Raw genomic sequence first — 22,033 nt, forward strand, 5'->3', positions numbered from 1 at the left:
CACGGGCACGTTATCGGCCACGCTCCGCAGGCGGGATCATGGCCGGATGTGCGCTGATCAGGTGGTCCCGTGGCCGGGGCGGTCCGCCCCGCTCGGGGCCACCTACGACCCGGTCCGCGGTGGGGTCAACGTCGCGGTGTTCTCGCGGCGGGCGGAGTCGGTCGAGGTCTGCCTCCTCGACTCCGCCGGGGCCGAGACCAACCGGATCGGGCTGCACGAGCGCACCGGCCACGTCTGGCACGCGTTCCTGCCCGGCGTCGAGCCCGGCACGCGGTACGGCTTCCGGGTCCACGGTCCGTGGGACCCCGCGCGCGGTCTGCGTTTCAACCCGGCGAAGCTGCTGCTCGACCCGTACGCCCGCGCGATCACCGGGGGCTACGCCGGCCACCCGGCCAGTTACGCGCACGTCCACACGGGCCCCGGCTCGGACGACACGGTCCGCGACGAACGCGACTCGGCGCCCCACGTCCCGCACGCGGTGGTCGTCGACCCCGCCGACGCCTCCCCCACCGGCACCCGGCCGGGCACGGCCTGGACGGACACGGTCCTCTACGAACTGCACGTCCGCGGGTTCACCCGCAGCCACCCCGAGGTCCCGCCGCACCAGCGCGGCACCTACGCCGGACTCGCGCACCCCGCGGTCGTCGAGTACCTGACCGGGCTGGGCGTCACCGCCGTCGAACTTCTGCCGGTGCATCACTTCGTGTCCGAGGAGCACCTGCTGCGCAGCGGCCGGCGCAACTACTGGGGCTACAACTCGATCGGGTTCTTCGCCCCGCACGCCGGCTACTCGTCGGCGGGGACGCTCGGCGGGCAGGTCCGCGAGTTCCAGGAGATGGTCCGGACGCTTCACGCGGCCGGACTCGAGGTGATCCTCGACGTCGTCTACAACCACACGGCCGAGGGCGACGAGACCGGCCCGACGCTGTCGTTCCGCGGCCTCGACAACGTCGAGTACTACCGCCTGCGCGACGGCCGGCACTACGCCGACGTCACCGGCTGCGGCAACACCCTCGACGCGCGGTCCCCCCAGGTGATCGCCCTGATCGCGGACTCCCTGCGCTACTGGGTCACCGAGATGGGCGTCGACGGATTCCGCTTCGACCTCGCCTCCGCGCTGATCCGAGGACCGGTCGGCGCGGACGCCCCGGACCCCCGGGCGGCCCTGCTCACCGTGCTCGCACAGGATCCGGTCCTGGCCGACGTGAAGCTGATCGCCGAGCCGTGGGACGCGACCGCGGCGGGTTACCTGCTCGGCGGCTTCCCGCCGCCGTGGGCGGAGTGGAACGACCGCTACCGCGGCTGCGTCCGCGACTTCTGGCGCGGTGCCCCGGCGGGCGTCGACGACCTCGCCTACCGGCTCTCCGGATCCTCCGACCTGTTCGCCCACCCGGGCCGCGGCCCGATCGCGTCGGTCAACTACGTCACCTCGCACGACGGGTTCACCCTGCGCGACCTCGTCAGCTACACGAGCAAACGCAACCAGGCCAACGGCGAGGACAACCGCGACGGGACCGACGACAACCGCTCCTGGAACTGCGGCGAGGAGGGCGAGACCGCCACCTTCGGCGTCCTGGTCCTGAGAGAGCGTCAGATGCGCAACATGCTGATGACGTTGCTGCTGTCGGTCGGCACGCCGATGCTGGTCGCCGGCGACGAGCGCGCCCGCACCCAGCGGGGCAACAACAACGCCTACTGCCAGGACAACGAGATCTCCTGGGTCGACTGGACGCCCGACCCGACCGCCGACCGGCTGACCGAGTTCACGCGCACCCTGCTCGCCCTCCGGCACGCCCACCCCGTGTTCCGTCAGCAGGGCTTCTTCACCGGCGCCCCGATCGGCGCGCACGGCCAGCCCGACCTGGAGTGGTTCACCGAGGCCGGCGAGCGCCTGACCAACGAGGACTGGCACGACCCCCACCGCAGCGCGCTCGGGGTCCTGCTCTGCGGCGACGCGATCCACCAGCGCGGACCCCAGGGCGAGACCCTCACCGACGACAGCTTCCTGCTGCTGCTCAACGCCGGCGCCGAGGCGCTGGCGTGGCGGATGCCGACCACCACCTTCGCGACCGGCTTCGTCCCCGTGCTCGACAGCGACCCGGGCCACTCCGTCGACGGGCAGACCGTCCTCGCCCCGGGCGAGACCCTCACCCTGACCGGCCGCTCCGCCGTCCTGCTCCGGGTCCTCGGCGAACCCGACCCGCTGATCGGCTGAGCTACTCGCCCTGCTCCAACTCGACCGCCGGCGGCGTCGGCTCCGGCGTGAGCGTCGGCGTGGGCGTGGGCGTCGGCTCCTCCGTCGGCGTCGGGGTCGGCGTCGGCGTCGGGTCCGGCGGGGTGACCGTCACGACCGGGATCGTCGGGGTCGGGGTCGGGACCGGGGTGGGAGTCGGGGTCGGGGTCGGCTCCGGGGTCGGCGTCGGGGTGGTGCCCGGGGCCAACGGGGTCGGAGTCGGGGTCGGGGACTCCTCCGGGGTCGGGGTCGGGGACTCCTCCGGCGTCGGGGTCGGGGTCTCCTCCAGGTCGCCCGGGAAGCCCGGGGTCGGCAGGACGATGCCCGGGTCGTCGGTACCGGGGTCGTCGTCCCCGTCGCCGCCACCGAGCACCGCGCCGATCGCGACGCCGACGCCGATCACCGAGAGCAGGACGACGGCGGCGATGATCGCGAAGCGCCGACGCCGGTCGCGCTCGTACATGGCGAGGTAGGCGGCGTTGCGCGCGCGCTCCTCCTCGGCGTCCGCGGCCGCGGCGACCTCGACCGGGTCGGAGCCGACCGGCCCGTACCCGGCCCCGCCGTAGCCACCGGCGCCGTACCCGGCCGCGGCGGCGTAGGCCCCGGCGTCGTAGGCCCCGGCGTCGTAGCCGCCGGACTCACCGTAGGAGCCCGAGGAGGGGTACGGGTCGTAAGCCGCGGGCTCGACCGGCGGACGCTCCCAGGGCGCGGGGTCCGCGGGCGGGGGCGTCCAGGCGGGCGGCTCGACGACCGGCAGGACGTCGGTCTCGGCGGTCGGGCTGACGTCACCGATCGGCTCGTCGACCCAGGCCGACCCCGGTGCGCTGATGTCCGGCAGCGGGGCGAGCGGCACCGCCGCGGCGATGGGCCCGATCGGCGCGGCGGGCGGGACGCGGTCGACGTCGGCCGCGATCGCGTCGAGGTACCCGGCCACGGCGGCGGCGGGGCCGACGCGGGCGGCGCCGTCCTTGGCGAGCAGCGCCGCGATCAGGACCCACAGCTGGTCGGGGATGCCGGCCGGACGGACCGGCACCTCCTCGACGTGACGGCGCGTCACGTCAGCCGGGTCGCCGGTGAACGGCGGCACCCCGACGCACATCTCGTGCAGCAGGACACCGAGGGCGTACAGGTCGGCGGACGCCCCGGGCACGCCACCCGCGGCCACCTCGGGCGCCGCGTAGGCCGCCGCGCCGACCGGGATCCAGCCCCGGCCGAGTCCGGCCAGCCACCGCGTCAGGCCGGCGTCGGAGACGCGCACCGCCGGACGGCTGCCCGAGTCGTTGAACAGGATGTTGGTCGAGGTCAGGTCGCCGTGGACGAGGCCGGTCGCGTGCAGCGAGGCCAGCGCCCGGGCGATCTGCGCGCCGAGGCGGCACGCCTCCGACGGCGGGAAGGTGCGGACGACCTCGAGGGCCTGGCGCAGGTTGCCGCCCTCGGCCCGCTCGCTGACGACCGCGAGCAGCCCGGTGTCGGTGAGCACGATGTCGTACACCGGCATGAGGTGCGGGTGCCGCAGCGAGGTGAGGGTGTCGCGCTGCCCCGCGAACTCGCGCGCGGACGCGTCACCCCCGGACAGGTCCGGCGTCAGGACCTTGACCGCGAGGCGGCGCTCGGCCGCGTCCTGCGCGGTGAACACCGCGCCATGGGGACCGCGCCCCATGACCTCGCCGGCCAGATAGGGCGTGCCCGGCAACCGTTCCACGCCTTTACTCCTACCGGTCCCGCTGAACGATCTTGTGCAGCACGATCTTGTGCAGCCGCCGAATCTACGGCGACGGGGTCAAGGATTGCACCCGGAACCGATGATTGTTCGGGATAGTTCGCTACGCGTGTCCCGCGACCGACGGCCGCCCCCTCCCGGGGTCAGCGCACCGGCCCGTCCGTCATCCCCGCCGGGGCCATCGGGACCGCGACGAGCCCGAGCTCCGCGGGGCTCGCGAGCAACCGGTGAGCCGGCAGGACGCGCACCGAGTACCCGAACGGCCCGCTGTTCCGCAGCGCGACGGTGCCCTCGTACCGGCTGCGGCCGCTGTCGAACTGCTCCGCGACGGTGAGGGAGAGCGTCTGCGGCGCGAGGATCTGGTCCGACTCGTCGACCCGGCCGTACACCAGCTGCACGTCCACGTCAGCCGGGTCGAGCGACCCAAGGGAGACCAAACAGGAGACCGAGACCTCGTCACCCACGGACGCGACGTCGACCGCACCGGAGACCTCGACGTGGTCGACGCGGACGGCCTCCCAGCCACCCCGGACGCGCGACTTCCAGGACGCGAGCTCACGGGCGAGCGAGAGCTTGTCGTCAGCGAGCTCGCGCGACGACACCGCCGCGGGCGCGTAGAGCTGGTTGACGTAGTCCTGGACCATGCGCGAGGCGAGGACCTTCGGGCCCAGCGAGCCGATCGTGTGCCGGACCATCTCCAGCCAGCGGGCCGGCAGACCGGAGTCGTCGCGCTCGTAGAAGCGCGGTGCCACCGAGGTCTCGATCAGGTCGTAGAGCGCGCTCGACTCGAGCTCGTCGCGCCGCTCCGGGTCGTCGACACCGGTCGCGGACGGGATCGCCCAGCCGTTCGCGCCGTCGTACCACTCGTCCCACCAGCCGTCGAGCACGGAGAGGTTGAGGCAGCCGTTCAGAGCGGCCTTCATCCCGGACGTGCCGCAGGCCTCGAGCGGGCGCAGCGGGTTGTTCAGCCAGACGTCGCAGCCGGGGATCATCTCGGCGGCGAGGCCCATGTCGTAGTCGGTGAGGAACACGATCCGGTGCCGCACCGCGGGGTCGTCGGCGAAGCGGACGAGCTCCTGGATCAGGCGCTTGCCGCCGTCGTCGGCCGGGTGCGCCTTGCCGGCGATGACGAGCTGGATCGGACGCTCGGGGTGCAGCAGCAGGTGCTGAAGCCGCTCCGGGTCCGTCAGCATCAGCGTCAGTCGCTTGTAGGAGGGCACGCGGCGCGCGAACCCGATCGTCAGGACGTCGGGGTCGAGGACCGTGTTGACCCAGCCGAGCTCGGCCTCGCTCGCCCCCCGCTGCAGCCACTGCGCGCGCAGGCGCCGGCGGACCGACTGGACCAGCCGCTCGCGGAGCAGCCGGCCGACGTCGAACAGGGCGCGGTCGGAGACGTCGTCGAGCGCGCCCCAGTCCTCGGCGGTGGCGATGAAGGCCTGCCCGGCCTCGCGCCGGGCGAGCTCGATCGCCTCGGGCGCGGTCCAGGTCGGCGCGTGGACGCCGTTGGTGATGGACGTGATCGGCACCTCGTCCGGGTCGAAGCCCGGCCAGAGCCCGCCGAACATCTCGCGGCTGACCGCGCCGTGCAGCAGGCTCACGCCGTTGGCGCGCTGCGCGAGGCGCAGGCCCATGACCGCCATGTTGAACACCGTCGGGTCGCCGCCGGAGTAGGTCTCGGCGCCGAGTTCCAGGATCCGCTCGACCGGCACCGAGGCGATCGCGTTGTCGCCGCCGAAGTAGGTCGCGATCAGCTCGCGCGGGAAGCGGTCGATGCCGGCCGGCACCGGGGTGTGCGTGGTGAACACGGTCCCGGCCCGGGCTGCCTCGAGTGCGGCGTCGAACGGCAGGCCGTCCTCGTCCGCGTACTCGCGGATGCGCTCGATGCCGAGGAAGCCGGCGTGCCCCTCGTTGGTGTGGAACACCTCGGGGTCGGGCGTGCCGGACAGACGGCAGTACGCGCGGACGGCGCGGACGCCGCCGATGCCCAGCAGCAGCTCCTGGTGCAGGCGGTGCTCGGTGCCGCCGCCGTAGAGGCGGTCGGTGATCTCCCGCTCGAACGGGCCGTTCTCCTCCACGTCCGAGTCGAGCAGCAGCAGCGGGACTCGGCCGACCTGCGCCTTCCAGACCTGCGCGGACAGGGTTCGGCCTCCGGGCAGTCCGATGCGGACCCGCAGCAGCGAGCCGTCGGCCTCGCGCAGGGCCTCGATCGGGAGTTCGTGCGGGTCGAGGACCGGGTAGCGCTCCTCCTGCCAGCCCTCGCGGGAGAGCGACTGGATGAAGTAGCCGCGCCGGTAGAGCAGCCCGACGCCGATGATCGGGACGCCGAGGTCGCTGGCCGCCTTGAGGTGGTCGCCGGCGAGGATGCCGAGGCCGCCCGAGTACTGCGGCAGCACCGCGGTGATGCCGAATTCGGGAGAGAAGTAGGCAATCGCCCGCGGCAGCGGGTGCTCGCCGGCCTGCTCGTTGCGCTGGTACCAGCGTTCCTCGGTGCAGTAGGAGCGCAGGTCCGCCACGGCGGCGTCGAGCCGGGCGCGGAACTCGGTGTCGGCCGCGAGCTCGGAGAGCCGGGTCGTGGAGACGGCGCCGAGCAGCTTCATCGGGTCCTGCCCGACCGCGTCCCAGGTCGTGGGGTCGACCGCGGCGAAGATCGCCCGCGTGTCGGCGTGCCAGCTCCAACGGAGGTTCGTGGCCAGCTCCCCCAGGGGGAGCAGCTCGGCGGGCAGGGCGGCGCGGACGGTGAACCGACGGATAGCTCTCACCCGACTCAATCTATCCGGGACACGTTTCCGCAATGCATCGCGCGCGGAGCCATTCGAGGGAGCCGCCCGACATCACCCGAACAGCCCGGTCCGTCCACTCGCCCGGTGCCTGGTTGCGACCCGGACAGCCGGGTACGTTCGCCAACGTGAGCGCACGAATCCCGATCACCGACGTCCACCCGGTCGTGGACTGCACGGCCCGCCCCGCGAAGGCGGTCGCCGGCGAACCCTTCGAGGTCCGCGCGACGGTCTTCCGCGAGGGCCACGACGCGGTGAACGCGAACGTGGTCCTGCGCGACCCGCGCGGCAAGGTCGAGTCCTGGGTCCCGATGCGGCTGCTCGCCCCCGGCACCGACCGGTGGGCCGCGACCGTGATGCCCACCCGCCCCGGCAAGTGGACCTTCCAGGTCGAGGGGTGGAGCGACCCGTACGGCACGTGGCACCACGACGCCCCGCTCAAGATCGCGGCCGGCGTCGACGTGGAGCTGATGCTCGAGGAGGGCGCGCGGCTGATGGAGCGCGCGGCCGAGGCGCTCGCCGCGAACTCGGCCCTCGGCCCCGAGGAGATCGAGGCCGGACTGAAGCTGCTCCGCGGCACCGCCGCGGACCTGCGGGACGAGCGCTACCCCGCGCAGGTCCGCCTCGCGGCCGGCCTGGCGCCGGAGGTGGGGCGGCTGCTCGCCCGCCACCCGCTGCGTGACCTCGTGACCGCGACCAAGCGCTTCCCGCTGCAGGTGGACCGGCGCGAGGCGCTGTTCAGCTCCTGGTACGAGTTCTTCCCGCGCAGCGAGGGCGCGAGCCTGGACCCGCCGCGGTCCGGGACGTTCGCCGATGCCGCCGAGCGTCTGCCGGCGATCGCGGCGATGGGCTTCGACGTCGTCTACCTGCCGCCGATCCACCCCGTCGGCCACTCGTTCCGCAAGGGCCCGAACAACACGCTGACCCCCGGCCCCGACGACCCGGGTTCCCCGTGGGCGATCGGGTCCGAGGACGGCGGACACGACGCCGTGCACCCCGACCTCGGGACGCTCGCCGACTTCGACCGCTTCGTCGACACGGCCCGGACGAACGGTCTCGAGGTCGCGTTGGACTTCGCGCTGCAGTGCTCCCCCGACCACCCGTGGGTCAAGGAGCACCCGGAGTGGTTCACCACGCGCGCGGACGGGACGATCGCCTACGCGGAGAACCCGCCGAAGAAGTACCAGGACATCTACCCGATCAACTTCGACAACGACTTCGACGGCCTGTACGCCGAGTGCCTGCGGGTCCTGCGGCACTGGATGGACCACGGCGTCCGCATCTTCCGCGTCGACAACCCGCACACCAAGCCGGTGTCGTTCTGGGAGCAACTGCTCGCCGACATCCGCCGCACGGACCCGGACGTGCTGTTCCTCTCGGAGGCGTTCACGCGGCCGGCGATGATGCACGAGCTGGCGAAGGTCGGGTTCCACCAGTCCTACACGTACTTCACGTGGCGGACGACGAAGGAGGAACTGACCGAGTACGCGACGGAGCTCTCACAGCAGACGGCGCACTTCCTGCGGCCGAACTTCTTCGTCAACACCCCGGACATCCTCCACGCGTTCCTGCAGTACGGCGGGCCGCCGGCCTTCAAGATCCGCGCGGTCCTGGCCGCGACGCTCTCCCCCGCCTGGGGTGTGTACTCCGGCTACGAGCTGTACGAGTCGGTCGCCGTGCGCCCCGGCAGCGAGGAGTACCTCGACTCGGAGAAGTACCAGTACCGGCCGCGCGACTACGCGGCCGCCGAGGCCGAGGGCCGCAGCCTCGCGCCCTACCTCGCGACGCTGAACCGTTACCGCCGTGCGCACCCGGCGTTGCAGCAGTTGCGTAATCTCGCCTTCCACGACGTCGACGACGAGAACGTGATCGCGTACTCGAAGACCGCGTCCGGTCCTGACGGGTCGTCGGACACCGTGCTCGTCGTCGTGAGTCTCGACCCTCACGCGACACGGGAAACGATGCTGCACCTGGATCCCGCGCCCCTCGGCCTGACTCCCGGGGAGTCCTGCCTCGTGACCGACGAGTTCACCGGCGAGACCTGGACCTGGGGCGCCCACAACTACATCCGCCTGGACCCGCATCACGAGCCGGCGCACCTGCTCACCCTGCGGCGCTCGGGGACCGCGGGCCGATGAGCGACGACGTGTCCCGCGCCGCCGACGCCATGTCCGGCGACGCCCCGATCGAGTCCAACGCCCCGATCGAGTCGTACTCGGACACCCCGGCGAGTCCGCCGGACCCGCAGTGGTTCAAGCGCGCGGTCTTCTACGAGGTCCTCGTCCGGTCCTTCTACGACAGCAACGACGACGGCGTCGGCGACCTGCGGGGCCTGACGGAGAAGCTCGACTACCTCGCCTGGCTCGGCGTCGACTGCCTGTGGCTGCCGCCGTTCTTCGCCTCCCCGCTGCGGGACGGCGGGTACGACGTCGCGGACTACACCGCGGTGCTGCCGGAGTTCGGCACGCTCGGCGACTTCGTCGAGTTCGTCGACGCCGCGCACCAGCGGGGCATCCGCGTGATCATCGACTTCGTCATGAACCACACGTCGGACGCGCACCCGTGGTTCCAGGCCTCGCGCACCGACCCGGACGGCCCCTACGGCGACTTCTACGTGTGGGCCGACGACGACAAGGGCTACGGCGACGCCCGCATCATCTTCGTCGACACCGAGACATCGAACTGGACCTACGACCCGGTCCGCAAGCAGTACTACTGGCACCGCTTCTTCTCGCACCAGCCCGACCTGAACTTCGAGAACCCGCGGGTGCGCGAGGCGATCATGGAGGCCCTGCGCTTCTGGCTCGACCTCGGCATCGACGGGTTCCGCCTCGACGCCGTGCCCTACCTGTTCGAGGAGGAGGGCACCAACTGCGAGAACCTCCCGCGCACGCACGAGTTCCTGCGCGAGGTGCGCGCCGAGGTCGACCGGCTCTACCCGGACCGCGTCCTGCTGTGCGAGGCGAACCAGTGGCCCGAGGACGTCGTCGAGTACATGGGCGACGGCGACGAGTGCCACATGGCGTTCCACTTCCCCGTCATGCCACGGCTGTTCATGGCCGTCCGCCGCGAGACGCGCTACCCCATCTCGGAGATCCTCGCCCAGACGCCGAAGATCCCGGACAACTGCCAGTGGGGCATCTTCCTCCGCAACCACGACGAGCTCACGCTCGAGATGGTCACGGACGAGGAACGCGACTACATGTACGCGGAGTACGCCAAGGACCCGCGGATGAAGGCCAACATCGGCATCCGCCGGCGCCTGGCCCCGTTGCTCGACAACGACCGCCGCCGCCTCGAACTGTTCACCGCCCTGCTGCTCTCGCTCCCCGGCTCCCCCGTCCTCTACTACGGCGACGAGATCGGGATGGGCGACAACATCTGGCTCGGTGACCGCGACGGTGTGCGCACGCCGATGCAGTGGGACCCGGACCGCAACGCGGGGTTCTCCAACGCGAACCCCGGGCGCCTCACGCTGCCGGTGATCATGGACCCGATCTACGGCTACCAGGTCACCAACGTCGAGGCGCAGATGGCGTCGCCGACGTCGCTGCTGCACTTCACCCGCCGGATGATCGAGGTGCGCAAGGCGAACCCCGCCTTCGGGCTCGGCACCTTCACCGACCTCGGCGGGTCGAACCCCAGCGTGCTGTCGTTCCTGCGCGAGTACTGCCCGGACCCGGAGAACCCGACGCGGTGCGACATCGTCCTGTGCGTGAACAACCTCTCGCGGTTCGCGCAGCCGGTGGAGCTCGACCTGCGCCGCTTCGAGGGGTACCGGCCGGTCGAACTGCTCGGCGGCGTCGCATTCCCGCTCATCGGTGAGCTGCCTTACCTCCTGACGGCGCCACCGCACGGCAGCTACTGGTTCCGCCTCGACCCGCCCGGGTAAGCGATCGTCATGGACAGAAGTGACGAGCTCGCCCGCTGGTTGACCGGCCAACGGTGGTTCGCGGGCAAGGGCCGCGAGATCGCCCGGGCAGAGGCCTCGCGGATCGGGCGTCTGCACGACGACCCCGCGGCCGACCTGCTGGCGGTCGCGGTGACCTACGCGGAGGACGCCGACGACCCCGCGGCGGGCGGGGAGACGTACTCGGTGCCGGTGTCCTACCGGTCCGAGCCCGACCCGAACCTGGCCCACGCGCTGATCGGCCACTGGGCCCCGGCCGAGGGCGAGCCCCCGCAGTACGCCTACGACGCGACGCACGACAAGGAGACGACGGCGGCCTGGCTGACCGGCATGGCCGCCGGGAGGTACGCGGGCAGCCTGACCTTCCACCGTGACTCGACGGCGCTGCCGCTGCCCGCGAACGAGCCCTCGCGCGTGATCGGCGGCGAGCAGTCCAACACCTCGCTCGTCTTCGGCGACCTCTCCGACGGTCCGAAGGCGATCCTCAAGGTGTTCCGCCGCCTCGTCGCCGGCACCAACCCGGACGTCGAGCTGCTGCACGCGCTCGGACAGGCCGGCAACACGAGCGTGCCCGCCCTGCTCGGGTGGGTCGACGGCGAGTGGGCCGGGCCCGACGGCGACCCGCAGCACGGCACGCTCGCCATCGCGACGGAGTTCTTCCCCTCGGCGACCGACGGCTGGGACCTGGCGCTCGCCAGCGTCCGCGCGCTGTACGCCGACGACGACCCCGACCCGGCCGCCTCCGGCGGCGACTTCGCCGGCGAGGCCTACCGGCTCGGCCAGGCGACCGCGTCGGTGCACGCGGACCTCGCTCGCGTCCTCGGCAGCGTCACGTGGTCGGCGGCCGAGGTCGCCGACCTCGCGGCGACCCTGCGCAAGCGCCTCGACGCGGCCGTCGCCGCGGTGCCGGACCTCGCGCCGTTCGCCGAGGAGATCGCGGCCCGCTACGCCGAACTGCCGGCGGCGGCCCGCAACCTCGTCGGGCAGCGCGTCCACGGCGACCTGCACCTCGGGCAGGCGCTGCGGACCGACACCGGCTGGAAGATCCTCGATTTCGAGGGCGAGCCGGCCCGGCCGATCGCCGAGCGCTCCGCGCCGCAGACCGCGCTGAAGGACGTCGCCGGCATGTTGCGCTCGTTCGACTACGCCGCCCGGCAGCTGTTCTCCGGCGCCGACCCCGCGGACCCCGCGAGTCGTCCGGGGGCCGAGGAGCGGGCGGCCGCGTGGGCCGCACGCAACTCCCGCGCGTACTGTGCCGGCTACGCCGACGTCGCGGGCGCGGACGCCCTGGCCGACCCCGTTCCGCTGACAGCTCTCGTCCTCGACAAGGCGGTCTACGAAGTGGTGTACGAGACGCGCAACCGACCGGACTGGGTCGACGTTCCGCTGGGGGCGATCCGCCGGATGCTGGCGGCGCCCGTCCTGGGCGACGTCCTGACGGGAGGCCGCTCATGAGCAGGATCCAGGAGAAGGCCCTGACCCCGATGCCCGTCCCCCGCGAGGTCCTCGGCCGCGTCGTCGCCGGTGAGCACCACGACCCGCACTCGATCCTCGGTGCCCACCCCGACGGCCAGGGCGGGGTGACGATCCGCGCGCTGCGCCCGCTCGCCGACCGCGTCACGGTCGTCGTCGGCTCGGGCCCGGACGCGGCCCGGCACGAGCTCACCCACGAGCACGAGGGCGTCTTCGTCGGCGTCGTGCCGGGCGAGCACGCCCCCGACTACCGCCTCGAGGTCACCCACGACGGCACCACGACCCTGCTCGACGACCCGTACCGCTACCTCCCGACGCTCGGCGAGGTCGACCTGCACCTGATCCGCGAGGGCCGCCACGAGCAGCTCTGGCAGGTGCTCGGCGCGCACGTGCGGCACTACGACGGGCCGGCCGGGACGGTCGCGGGAACCTCGTTCGCCGTCTGGGCGCCGAACGCCCGGGGCGTGCGCCTGATCGGCGACTTCAACTTCTGGGACGGCCGGGCGCACCCGATGCGTTCGCTCGGCTCCTCCGGCGTCTGGGACATCTTCGTCCCCGGCATCGGTGCCGGCACGCACTACAAGTACGAGATCCTCGGCCGCGACGGGGGCTGGCGGCAGAAGGCCGACCCGATGGCGGCCGCCGCCGAGGTTCCGCCCGCGACCGCGTCCGTGGTCTACGAGTCGTCGTACACCTGGAACGACGAGCAGTGGATGACCACGCGCACGTCGACGGCGCCGACCGACCGGCCGATGAGCGTCTACGAGGTCCACCTCGGCTCGTGGCGTCCGGGCCTGACGTACCGTCAGCTCGCGGAGGAGCTCGTCAGCTACGTCCAGGAGATGGGCTTCACCCACGTCGAGTTCCTGCCGGTGGCGGAACACCCCTTCGGGGGGTCGTGGGGGTACCAGGTCTCCTCCTACTACGCGCCGACGTCGCGCTTCGGCTCCCCCGACGACTTCCGGTACCTCGTCGACCGACTGCACCAGGCCGGCATCGGCGTCATCATCGACTGGGTCCCGGCGCACTTCCCCAAGGACGAGTGGGCCCTGGCGCGCTTCGACGGCACGCCGCTCTACGAGCACGGCGACCCGCACCGGGGCGAGCACCCCGAGTGGGGCACGCTGATCTTCGACTTCGGCCGCAACGAGGTCCGCAACTTCCTCGTCGCGAACGCCTCGTACTGGCTGGAGGAGTTCCACGTCGACGGTCTGCGCGTCGACGCCGTCGCCTCGATGCTCTACCTGGACTACTCACGCCCCGAGGGCCAGTGGACGCCGAACCAGTACGGCGGCCGCGAGAACCTCGACGCGGTGCAGTTCCTGCAGGAGATGAACGCGACGGTCTACCGGCGCGCACCCGGCGCCTTCACCGTCGCCGAGGAGTCCACGGCCTGGCCGGGCGTCACCCGCGCCACGCATCTGGGCGGCCTCGGCTTCGGCTTCAAGTGGAACATGGGCTGGATGCACGACTCGCTCGGCTATGTGAGTCACGACCCCATCCACCGGCAGTACCACCACCATCAGATGACGTTCTCGATGATGTACGCGTACTCCGAGAACTACGTCCTGCCGCTCTCGCACGACGAGGTCGTCCACGGCAAGGGCTCCCTGCTCGGCAAGATGCCGGGCGACCGGTGGCAGAAGCTCGCGAACCTGCGCGCGTACCTGGCCTTCATGTGGGCGCACCCCGGCAAGCAGCTGCTGTTCATGGGCGGCGAGTTCGGCCAGGAGTCCGAGTGGTCCGAGGGCCGGGCGCTCGACTGGTGGCTGCTCGAGCACCCCGAGCACGCCGGGCTGCACCGGCTGGTCGGCGACCTCAACCGTGTCTACGTCGCCTCGGCCGAACTGTGGGAGCGCGACCACGACCCGAGCGGCTTCGCCTGGATCGACGCGAACGACACCGGCAGCAACGTGTTCTCGTTCCTGCGCTTCGCCGCCGACGGGTCCGCGCTGGCGTGCGTCGCGAACTTCGCCAACACCGTCCACAGCGAGTACCGGATCGGCCTGCCCTACGCCGGCCGCTGGACCGAGGTCCTCAACACCGACGCCGAGGTCTACGCCGGCAGCGGCGTCGGGAACCTGGGCGGCATCGACGCCACCGAGGTCCCGCACCACGGGCTCCCCGCGTCCGGGTGCCTCACCCTGCCGCCGCTCGGCGCCGTCTGGCTCCGCCACGGCCCCGCCTGACCCGCCAGAAGGGGTGACACCCTTTCTGGCGCCGAAAGGGGTGACACCCTTTCTGGCGCCGGAAAGGGTGTCACCCCTCCTGGTTCGTGGGCGGGCCCGCTAGAAGAGGGCGCTCGCGAGGGCGCGGCGGGCGGTGATGACGCGGGGGTCGTCGGCGCCGAGGACGGCGAACAGGCTCAGCAGGTGCTCGCGGAGCGCGTCGCGGTCGTCGCCGCCGGAGACCCGGATCGCCTCGACCAGACGGGTGAAGCCCGCCTCGGGGATACCGGAGGCGACCTCGACGTCCGCGGCGAGGCGGACCGCTGCGAGGTCGGCCGGGCGCTCGTTCGCCGTCTTGAGCGCAACGTCGGGGTCGACGCCCTGCACGCGCTGCAGCAGCTGCACCCGGGCGAGGCCCTCGGCCGCGTCGCGGTCCGCGGGCCGGTCGGCGAGCACCGCGGCGTACTTCGCCTCGGCCTCGTCCAGGTTGCCCGCGACCATTGCCTCGTAGGCGTCGGCGTGCGGGACGACCGGCTCGGCCGACGTCGCCGCGGCAGCCGGCGCACTCCCCCGCGGGGCGGCGCGGCCGGCGACGCCGTTCATCGCCGCGACGCGGAGCAGTTCCTCGATGTACTGGCGGACCTGCGCCTCGGGCAGCGCGCCCTGGAACAACGGCACCGGCTGCTGCCCGACGACGGCGAGGATCGTCGGCAGGCTCTGGATGCCGATCTCCTGCGCGAGCCGCTGGTTCGCGTCGGTGTCGATCGTGGCCAGCAGGAAGCGGCCCTCGTACTCGAGCGCCAGCTTCTCCATGATCGGCGCGAGTTGCTTGCACGGCTGGCACCAGCCCGCCCAGAAGTCGATGACGACCGGGACGGTCATCGAGGTCGTCATGACCTCGGTGCCGAAGTTCTCCTCGGTGACCTCGACGACCCAGGGGTTGCCGCCGTGTCCGGCCGCACCGGCGTCGGCTCCACCGGTGTGCTCCGGACCGACGCCCAGGGCGGAGCCGGCCGCGAGCGGCGGAGCCGAGCGAGCCGGCGGCTCGGGGATCTCACCCGGGCGGGTCGGACGCGCCTTCAGGGCGGAGAGGTCGACGGCGCCGTGGGTGGGGATGCGGGGAGAGGGAGGCTGAGCCATGGGTTCATCCTGCCTGACGGGAGTCCGCGTGGCCGGGCTCGGCGGGCTCGTGCTGCGTCCGGAGCCAGCGTTCGACGAAGAAGGTGGCGAACGGGATCACCGAGGCGCCCAGGAGCTTGACGAGCGTGACGTTGTCCCAGCGCATCCGCCGCTGCAGGTCGAGCACGCCCAGCACGTAGGCGACGAACAGGATCCCGTGGATGGGCCCGAGGACGGCCACGCCGGGGTGCCAGTCGAGCACCCACTGTGAGATCAGGAGCAGCAGCAGGTAGCTGACCCCCTCGACCAGCGAGACCACTCGCAGCCGACCGATCCGCGTCGCCAGCATCCGGCACCCCTTGCTCTGCTCTCGTTCGGCGCGAACACCCGTCCGCGCCCGCCTCCATCTTGCCCGGTCGCACTTTCACGCCGCCCGCACGCCCGGTTGCGGTCCGCGACCCGCGCCGCGTCGGCCGCGCTGCGTCGGCCGCGCCCCGGCAACCGCTAGGCGACGAACACGTCACGGAGCGGCGGTTCGGCTTTCAGGGCCCCCGAACCGGGACAAGGATGGAGACATGAGACGGCGAGGCCGCGGTGCCCGGGGCGCGACCCTGCTCGCCGTGGCCGCATCGGTCACGGCGCTCGCGGCCTGCGGTGGTCAGCCCGAGGTGACGCCGGCGGGCGACGCCGGTCTCGACGTCCCCTACGACGACTCCGCGCCCCGCGCCGCCGGGCAGCCGCGGCCCGCCGCGAGCACGTCCCCGCTGCCGAACGGGGCGACCCCGCCCCCGGCGATCCCGCTGCCGGGCGGCACGTTCCAGCCCCCGAAGCCGGTGAAGTCCGGCAAGCCGGGAGCCCCGACACCGACGCCCGCGCCGGGCCTGCCGGCGCCGCCGCCCGAGGGTGGCCTGACGCTGCCCGCCCCGGGCGAGTACACCTACACGCTCACGGGCAGCTCCAGCCTCGGCAAGCCACCGTCGACGATGAAGGCCACGGTCGCCGCGTCCTCCGGCGAGGACGAGCAGGTCTGGACGCTCGACGCCCGCCGCGCCGACGGCGCCGGGATCATCGAGGAGCTGACGCTGGCCCGCCAGGCCGACGGCGTCTACCTCTCCGCGTACCGGATGGACGCCTCCACCGGGCTCGCGGCGGTCGTCCTGGAGTTCGTCCCGCCGACGCCGGTGCTGTTCGAACCGGACGACGCGAAGGCGGGCCAGACCTGGGCGTTCGACCTCGAGTCCAAGGACGGCTGTGCGGCGGCACACACCGCCGCCGTGCTCGTGTCGGAGGGCAAGCCCGGCGCCGACGGGGTGAACTCGGTCCGGCACGTCCGGATGACGACGACGTTGAAGACGATCGGCCCGCCGACCTGCCCGGCGATCAGCGCCAAGCGCGTCCAGGACACGTATCACCCGGCCGGGGTCGCGCTCCCCGCCCGGATCGACAACAACTTCTCCGGCTCGCTCGGCGCCGTCCCGGTCCGGTCCGACACGCGCGCCACTCTCACCGCCCCGACCCCGAAGTCAGCGGCACGCCGGCCCGACGCGGACTAGGTTCTCCCAGCATGTGGCTGATTCCGCTGCGGGACCTCCAGTGGCGCCACCGACGGTTCGTGCTCGGCGCGGTCGCGACGGCCGTCGTTCTCACCCTCACTCTGCTCCTCGGCGGCGTCGGTTCGGCGCTGCGCGGCGAGGCGGACCGCGCCGTGCAGGCGGTGGGCGCCGACGCCTGGCTGGTCCGGGAGGGCGCGAGCGGGCCGTTCCACACGCTCGCCGCGATGCCGGACACCGTCGTCGACCAGGTCGCCCGTGCCCCGGGGGTGGCCTCCGCCGACCCGTTCGTGGCCGCGTCGGCCACCACCGGCGGCGCGCGCACGGTCGACGTCACGGTGATCGGTTATCGCCCCGGCGGGCTCGGGCCGCCGGTACCGACGGCCGGCCGTCAGCCCAGCCGGCCCAACGAGGCGCTGGTCGACCGCTCGACCGGCTACGCGGTCGGCGACACCGTCAGCCTGTCCGGGATCAACTTCACCGTCGTCGGCCAGGTCGAGCACATGACGATGCGCGGCGGCGTCGGCAACGTCTACCTGAACATTCGTGACGCGCAGTCAGTCCTGTTCAAGGGCAACCGGTTCGTCACCGCCGTCGTGGTGAAGGGCGTGCCCGAGGTCCCCGCCGCGCTCGGGCTCCGCGTGCTGGACACCGTCGACGCCCGCAGCGACGCGCTCCGGCCCGTCGACCGCCAGCTCGACGCCACGCACGCCCTGCGTCTGCTGCTGTGGGCGGCGGCCATCCTCGTCGTCGGCGCGACGGTGCACCTGGCGGCGGCGGAGCGGACGCAGGACCTCGCGGTGCTCAAGGTTCTCGGCGCGACGACCTCGACCCTCGCCGCCGGCCTCGCCCTGCAGGCCGTGGTGATCTCGCTCGTCGCCGCCGCCGCGGCGGTGCTCACCGCTCCACTGTTCGCGCCGGCGCTGCCGCTGCCCACGCACTTCTCGATGGGATCGACGATCGGTCTGTTCGCGATCGCCGCCGTCATCGGCATGCTCGCCGGGCTCGCGGGGCTCAGCCGCGCGGCTCGGGTCGAGGCGATCGAGGCGCTGGACGCCTGAGATGGAGCACCTGCAGATCAGCGACCTGACCGTCGAGCACGCGAGTGGTGACTACCTCGTCCGCCCGCTCGACCGGTTCAGCGGTGAGGCCCGCTCCGGCGAGCTCGTGCTCCTGCTCGGTCCCAGCGGCAGCGGCAAGACCACGCTGCTGGCCTGCCTGGCCGGCTTGCGGTCCCCCACCTCCGGCGGGATCCGGCTCGACGACGAGGTGGTCACCGATCTGCGGGGCCGGGACCTCGCCGAGTACTGCCGCCGCTCGGTCGGTCTGGTCCTCCCCGGTGCCAAACTGCTGCCCGGCCTCACGATCCGCGAGAACGTCGAGGTCCCGCTGCGCCTTGCGCACGTCCCCGGCCGCACGGCCCGGGCCCGCGCCGCGGAACTGCTCGACCTCGTCGGCCTCGGCGAGCACGGGCACCAGCGCCCCGCCGACCTCTCGGGCGGGCAGCAGCAGCGCGTCGCCATCGCGCGGGCGCTCGCCCACGAGCCGCCGCTGATTCTCGTCGACGAGCCGACCGTCGGGGCCGACTACGTGCAGGTCGAGATCGTGCTCCGCACCCTGCGCGACCTGGCCGTCCCCGGCCGTGCGGTGATCGTCGCGACCCACGACGAGCGGCTCGTGCCGCTGGCCGACCGCGTCATCGAGATGCGCCCGCAGACCCCCGAGGCCGAGCAGCTCGGCACCGTCGACCTGAAGGAGGGTCAGACGCTGTTCGAGCAGGGCGACAACGGCGAGCTCGTGTACGTGATCGTCAAGGGCCAGCTCGACGTGTTCCGCGCCCTCGCCGACGGCGGCGACGCGCTCGTGCACACCTGCCAGCCGGGCGAGTACGTCGGGGAGATCGGTCCGCTGCTCGGGCTGCCGCGGTCCGCCACCGTGAAGGCGAAGACCGACGCCGTCGTCCAGGGCCTCACCGTCGAGGAGTTCTGCGAGCGTGTCGGCCCCGAGGGGGTCCGTCACGCCCTGGGGTCGACCTCACTCTGACCCGGCCGCCAGTAGGGGTGACACCCTTTTCGGCGCCAGAAAGGGTGTCACCCCTTCTGGTTGCCGTCAGGTGGCGAGCTGCTCCGCGAGGGCGTCGGCCGCCGCGTAGGGGTCGAGCTCGCCGGCGGCGACGCGGTCGGCGAGGGCCTCCAGGCGACGGTCACCCCGCAGGTTGCCGATCCGGCGGCGCATCCCCTCGAGGGTGACGGCCTCGACCTCACCGGCCGCGCGCCGGCGGCGGCGGGCGAGAAGGCGCCCCGAGTCGGTGAGGTGCTGCCGGTGCTGGGAGATCGCGTCGAGGACCTCCTCGACGCCGTCCCCCCGGGACGCGACGGTCTTGAGCACCGGTGCGGTCCAGTCGCCCTCGCCGCGGCCGGGGCCGAGGGAGAGCATGTGGGTGAGCTCGCGCGCGGTCTGCGCGGCGCCTTCGCGATCGGCCTTGTTGACGACGTAGATGTCGCCGACCTCGAGGATCCCGGCCTTGGCGGCCTGGATGCCGTCGCCCATGCCGGGGGCCATCAGGACGAGCGTCGTGTCGGCCTGGCCGGCGACCTCGACCTCGGACTGCCCGACGCCGACGGTCTCCAGCAGGATCACCTCGCACCCGGCGGCGGCGAGGACGCGCAGTGCCTGCGGCGCCGCCCACGACAGTCCGCCGAGGTGACCGCGGGCCGCCATCGAGCGGATGTAGACGCCGTCGTCCTCGGCGTGCGCGCCCATCCGGATGCGGTCACCGAGCAGCGCGCCGCCGGAATAGGGCGAGGACGGGTCGATCGCCAGCACGCCGACGCGGACGCCGCGGCGGCGGTACGCGCCGATCAGCGCCGCCGTCGACGTGGACTTGCCGACGCCCGGCGGGCCGGTCAGTCCCACCACGTAGGTGTCCGCCGGACCGGCCGCGACGAGGGCGGCCATCACCTCGCGCAGCAGCGGCGAGGCGTCCTCGACCAGGCTGATCAGCCGGGCGACCGCGCGACGGTCACCCGTGCGCGCCCGCCCGACGAGATCGGCGACGTCGGTCACGAACTGGCCAGCGATTCTGACGAAGAGTCAGGACCCGACCTTGATGATCAGAGCGTCGCCCTGGCCACCGCCGCCGCAGAGCGCGGCGGCGCCGTACCCGCCGCCACGGCGGCCGAGCTCGAGGGCCAGGTGGAGCACGATGCGGGCGCCGGACATCCCGACCGGGTGCCCGAGCGCGATCGCGCCGCCGTTGACGTTGACCTTCTCCGGGTCGACGCCGAGCTCACGGGTGGACTGGATGCCGACTGCGGCGAACGCCTCGTTGATCTCGATCAGGTCCAGGTCCGAGGCCGCGATGCCCTGCTTGGCCAGCGCGGCGTTGATCGCGCGGGAGGGCTGGGACTGCAGCGAGGAGTCCGGGCCGGCGACCATGCCGTGCGCGCCGATCTCGGCGATCCAGGACAGCCCGTTGGCCTGCGCCTTCTCCTTGCTCATCACGACGACCGCGGCGCCGCCGTCGGAGATCTGCGAGGCCGAGCCCGCGGTGATGGTGCCGTCCTTGGTGAACGCCGGGCGCAGCTTCGACAGCGACTCGGCGGTGGTGTCCCCACGCACGCCCTCGTCGTCGCCGAACAGGATCGGGTCGCCCTTGCGCTGCGGCAGCTCGATGGGGGCGATCTCGTCGGCGAACAGGCCGTTCTTGTGCGCCGCGGCCGCGCGCTGGTGGGAGCGGGCCGAGAACTCGTCCTGCTCCTCGCGCGTGATGTTCAGACCCGCGTTGGCCTTCTCGGTGAGCTCACCCATCGGCACGTTGGTGAACTGGTCCCACAGGCCGTCGTAGGCCATCGAGTCCGTCAGCTTGGTGTCGCCGTACTTGAACCCGCTGCGCGAGTTGAGCAGCACGTGCGGGGCGTTCGTCATCGACTCCATGCCGCCCGCGACGACGGTGTCGACCTCACCGGCGCGGATCAGCTGGTCGGCCATCGCGATCGCGTTCAGACCCGACAGGCACACCTTGTTGATGGTGATCGCGGGGACGTTCATCCCGATCCCGCCCTTGACCGCGGCCTGGCGGGCGGTGATCTGCCCCGCGCCGGCCTGCAGGACCTGGCCCATGATCACGTACTGGATCTCCGCGGCCGGCACACCGGACTTCGCGAGCGCGGCCTGAATGGCATGACCACCCAGGTCCGCCCCGGAGAAGTCCTTGAGGGAGCCGAGCAGGCGTCCCATCGGCGTACGCGCGCCGGCAACGATCACGGAGCTGGTCATGGGGGGCCTCCACGGGTCCTCGGACGTGCCCTGGTCTCGGGCATCTGCCACGATAGTCAGGAGGCGCAAATCGACATCTCCCCGGCGTCCGTGCCGTCGGCCGGGTGGACCGCTCGTCGCGCCGAACGGCCCGTCGGACGCCCGCCAGGGAGCACCCTCATGATCAACCGGATCGACCACGTCGGCCTCGCCGTCCAGGACCTGGACGCCTCGATCGCCTTCTACGAGCGGACCTTCGGCATGCACGTCGTGCACGAGGAGGTCAACGAGGAGCAGGGCGTCCGCGAGGCGATGCTGGCGGTCGGCGACTCGGGCTCCTACATCCAGCTGCTCGCGCCGCTGCGCGAGGACTCCCCCATCGGCAAGTTCCTCGCCCGCAACGGCGAGGGCATCCAGCAGATGGCCTACAACGTGGACGACATCGACGCGATCTCCACGCACCTGCGGGACGCCGGCGTCCGGCTCCTCTACGACGAGCCCAAGCGCGGCACCGCCAACTCCCGCATCAACTTCGTCCACCCGAAGGACGCCGGCGGCGTCCTGATCGAGCTCGTCCAGTCGGCTCCGGAGGGCGAGGGCGGCCACTGAGCCCGCCGGCGGGCCACCGCTGAGGCTCCCTCAGCCAGGCCGGCTGAGGCGCAGAACACGGTTTACCGTTCGGGCTTTCCGGTCACCTTGGCTCGAAACCGCACGCCACCTCGCCGCCGCTCGGCGACGGGGTCGACCGTCCGGCGACCAGCTCGACCAGGCGAGCGGCGGCCGGTCCGGGGGACATTTCGGGCGTCGGTATCGTCTACCAGCCGCT

Annotated in this window: 15 protein-coding genes; 9 read left to right on the forward strand and 6 right to left on the reverse strand. The window is 72.6% G+C overall.

The features are described 5' to 3' along the window. The first annotated feature begins 46 nt into the window (after positions 1–46). Positions 47–2,215, forward strand: coding sequence for a glycogen debranching protein GlgX (glgX, locus tag ABD401_RS20635; protein WP_344608257.1), 2,169 nt, complete (start codon positions 47–49; stop codon positions 2,213–2,215). A gap of 1 nt (position 2,216) precedes the next feature. Here glgX and ABD401_RS20640 read toward each other — a convergent pair whose 3' ends face one another. Continuing rightward, positions 2,217–3,935, reverse strand: coding sequence for a protein kinase domain-containing protein (locus ABD401_RS20640; protein WP_344608259.1), 1,719 nt, complete (start codon positions 3,933–3,935; stop codon positions 2,217–2,219). Between the two features lie 161 nt (positions 3,936–4,096). Then, positions 4,097–6,712 (reverse strand): alpha-glucan family phosphorylase, encoded by a 2,616-nt coding sequence (glgP, locus tag ABD401_RS20645; RefSeq protein WP_344608261.1) that lies wholly within the window; start codon positions 6,710–6,712, stop codon positions 4,097–4,099. Between the two features lie 146 nt (positions 6,713–6,858). On the opposite strand from glgP, the gene ABD401_RS20650 reads away from it, so the two are divergent. Genes ABD401_RS20650 through glgB form a run of 4 tightly spaced genes read left to right on the forward strand, consistent with a single transcriptional unit; the run spans position 6,859 to position 14,302 of the window. After that, a complete protein-coding gene (locus tag ABD401_RS20650) occupies positions 6,859–8,868 on the forward strand; it encodes an alpha-1,4-glucan--maltose-1-phosphate maltosyltransferase (RefSeq protein WP_344608263.1) in 2,010 nt (669 codons plus the stop codon). 29 nt (positions 8,869–8,897) lie between these two features. Next, entirely contained in the window at positions 8,898–10,622 is a 1,725-nt protein-coding gene (gene treS, locus ABD401_RS20655; protein ID WP_425566215.1) for a maltose alpha-D-glucosyltransferase, read from the forward strand. A gap of 9 nt (positions 10,623–10,631) precedes the next feature. Continuing rightward, positions 10,632–12,095, forward strand: a complete 1,464-nt coding sequence (locus ABD401_RS20660; RefSeq protein WP_344608265.1) for a maltokinase N-terminal cap-like domain-containing protein — start codon at positions 10,632–10,634, stop codon at positions 12,093–12,095. Next, positions 12,092–14,302, forward strand: coding sequence for a 1,4-alpha-glucan branching protein GlgB (gene glgB, locus ABD401_RS20665; RefSeq protein ID WP_344608267.1), 2,211 nt, complete (start codon positions 12,092–12,094; stop codon positions 14,300–14,302). Before ABD401_RS20660 ends, glgB begins: the two co-directional genes overlap by 4 nt. Positions 14,303–14,401: 99 nt before the next feature. Here glgB and ABD401_RS20670 read toward each other — a convergent pair whose 3' ends face one another. Next, positions 14,402–15,421 (reverse strand): tetratricopeptide repeat protein, encoded by a 1,020-nt coding sequence (locus ABD401_RS20670; RefSeq protein WP_344608269.1) that lies wholly within the window; start codon positions 15,419–15,421, stop codon positions 14,402–14,404. 4 nt (positions 15,422–15,425) lie between these two features. Next, the gene (locus tag ABD401_RS20675; RefSeq protein ID WP_344608271.1) at positions 15,426–15,749 is read right to left on the reverse strand and encodes a DUF3817 domain-containing protein; all 324 of its coding nucleotides are present in this window, start codon (positions 15,747–15,749) and stop codon (positions 15,426–15,428) included. A gap of 226 nt (positions 15,750–15,975) precedes the next feature. Here ABD401_RS20675 and ABD401_RS20680 point away from each other — a divergent pair, with 226 nt between their 5' ends. Genes ABD401_RS20680 through ABD401_RS20690 form a run of 3 tightly spaced genes read left to right on the forward strand, consistent with a single transcriptional unit; the run spans position 15,976 to position 18,993 of the window. Continuing rightward, positions 15,976–16,953 (forward strand): hypothetical protein, encoded by a 978-nt coding sequence (locus ABD401_RS20680; protein ID WP_344608273.1) that lies wholly within the window; start codon positions 15,976–15,978, stop codon positions 16,951–16,953. A gap of 11 nt (positions 16,954–16,964) precedes the next feature. Beyond that, positions 16,965–18,011, forward strand: a complete 1,047-nt coding sequence (locus tag ABD401_RS20685; protein WP_344608275.1) for an ABC transporter permease — start codon at positions 16,965–16,967, stop codon at positions 18,009–18,011. Position 18,012: 1 nt separating this feature from the next. Further along, the gene (locus ABD401_RS20690) at positions 18,013–18,993 is read left to right on the forward strand and encodes an ABC transporter ATP-binding protein (RefSeq protein WP_344608277.1); all 981 of its coding nucleotides are present in this window, start codon (positions 18,013–18,015) and stop codon (positions 18,991–18,993) included. Between the two features lie 66 nt (positions 18,994–19,059). Here the strand turns inward: ABD401_RS20690 and meaB are convergent, their stop codons facing one another. After that, positions 19,060–20,016 (reverse strand): methylmalonyl Co-A mutase-associated GTPase MeaB, encoded by a 957-nt coding sequence (gene meaB / locus ABD401_RS20695; RefSeq protein ID WP_344608279.1) that lies wholly within the window; start codon positions 20,014–20,016, stop codon positions 19,060–19,062. 27 nt (positions 20,017–20,043) lie between these two features. Then, positions 20,044–21,228: an acetyl-CoA C-acetyltransferase gene (locus ABD401_RS20700; RefSeq protein ID WP_344608281.1), complete on the reverse strand. Its 1,185-nt coding sequence runs from the start codon at positions 21,226–21,228 to the stop codon at positions 20,044–20,046. Positions 21,229–21,387: 159 nt separating this feature from the next. Between ABD401_RS20700 and mce the strand changes: the two genes are divergently transcribed. Next, positions 21,388–21,816, forward strand: a complete 429-nt coding sequence (gene mce, locus ABD401_RS20705; RefSeq protein WP_344608283.1) for a methylmalonyl-CoA epimerase — start codon at positions 21,388–21,390, stop codon at positions 21,814–21,816. Positions 21,817–22,033 lie beyond the last annotated feature (217 nt).

The organism is Sporichthya brevicatena, assembly GCF_039525035.1.
In the GTDB taxonomy this organism is placed as follows: Bacteria; Actinomycetota; Actinomycetes; order Sporichthyales; family Sporichthyaceae; genus Sporichthya; species Sporichthya brevicatena.

Bases quoted from the DNA above. Each gene is read 5' to 3' on its own strand.
- glgX (WP_344608257.1), top strand. From the start codon at position 47: ATGTGCGCTGATCAGGTGGTCCCGTGGCCGGGGCGGTCCGCCCCGCTC.
- treS (WP_425566215.1), top strand. From the start codon at position 8,898: ATGTCCGGCGACGCCCCGATCGAGTCCAACGCCCCGATCGAGTCGTAC.
- ABD401_RS20660 (WP_344608265.1), top strand. From the start codon at position 10,632: ATGGACAGAAGTGACGAGCTCGCCCGCTGGTTGACCGGCCAACGGTGG.
- glgB (WP_344608267.1), top strand. From the start codon at position 12,092: ATGAGCAGGATCCAGGAGAAGGCCCTGACCCCGATGCCCGTCCCCCGC.
- ABD401_RS20670 (WP_344608269.1), bottom strand. From the start codon at position 15,421: ATGGCTCAGCCTCCCTCTCCCCGCATCCCCACCCACGGCGCCGTCGAC.
- ABD401_RS20675 (WP_344608271.1), bottom strand. From the start codon at position 15,749: ATGCTGGCGACGCGGATCGGTCGGCTGCGAGTGGTCTCGCTGGTCGAG.
- ABD401_RS20680 (WP_344608273.1), top strand. From the start codon at position 15,976: ATGAGACGGCGAGGCCGCGGTGCCCGGGGCGCGACCCTGCTCGCCGTG.
- ABD401_RS20685 (WP_344608275.1), top strand. From the start codon at position 16,965: ATGTGGCTGATTCCGCTGCGGGACCTCCAGTGGCGCCACCGACGGTTC.
- ABD401_RS20690 (WP_344608277.1), top strand. From the start codon at position 18,013: ATGGAGCACCTGCAGATCAGCGACCTGACCGTCGAGCACGCGAGTGGT.
- ABD401_RS20700 (WP_344608281.1), bottom strand. From the start codon at position 21,228: ATGACCAGCTCCGTGATCGTTGCCGGCGCGCGTACGCCGATGGGACGC.
- mce (WP_344608283.1), top strand. From the start codon at position 21,388: ATGATCAACCGGATCGACCACGTCGGCCTCGCCGTCCAGGACCTGGAC.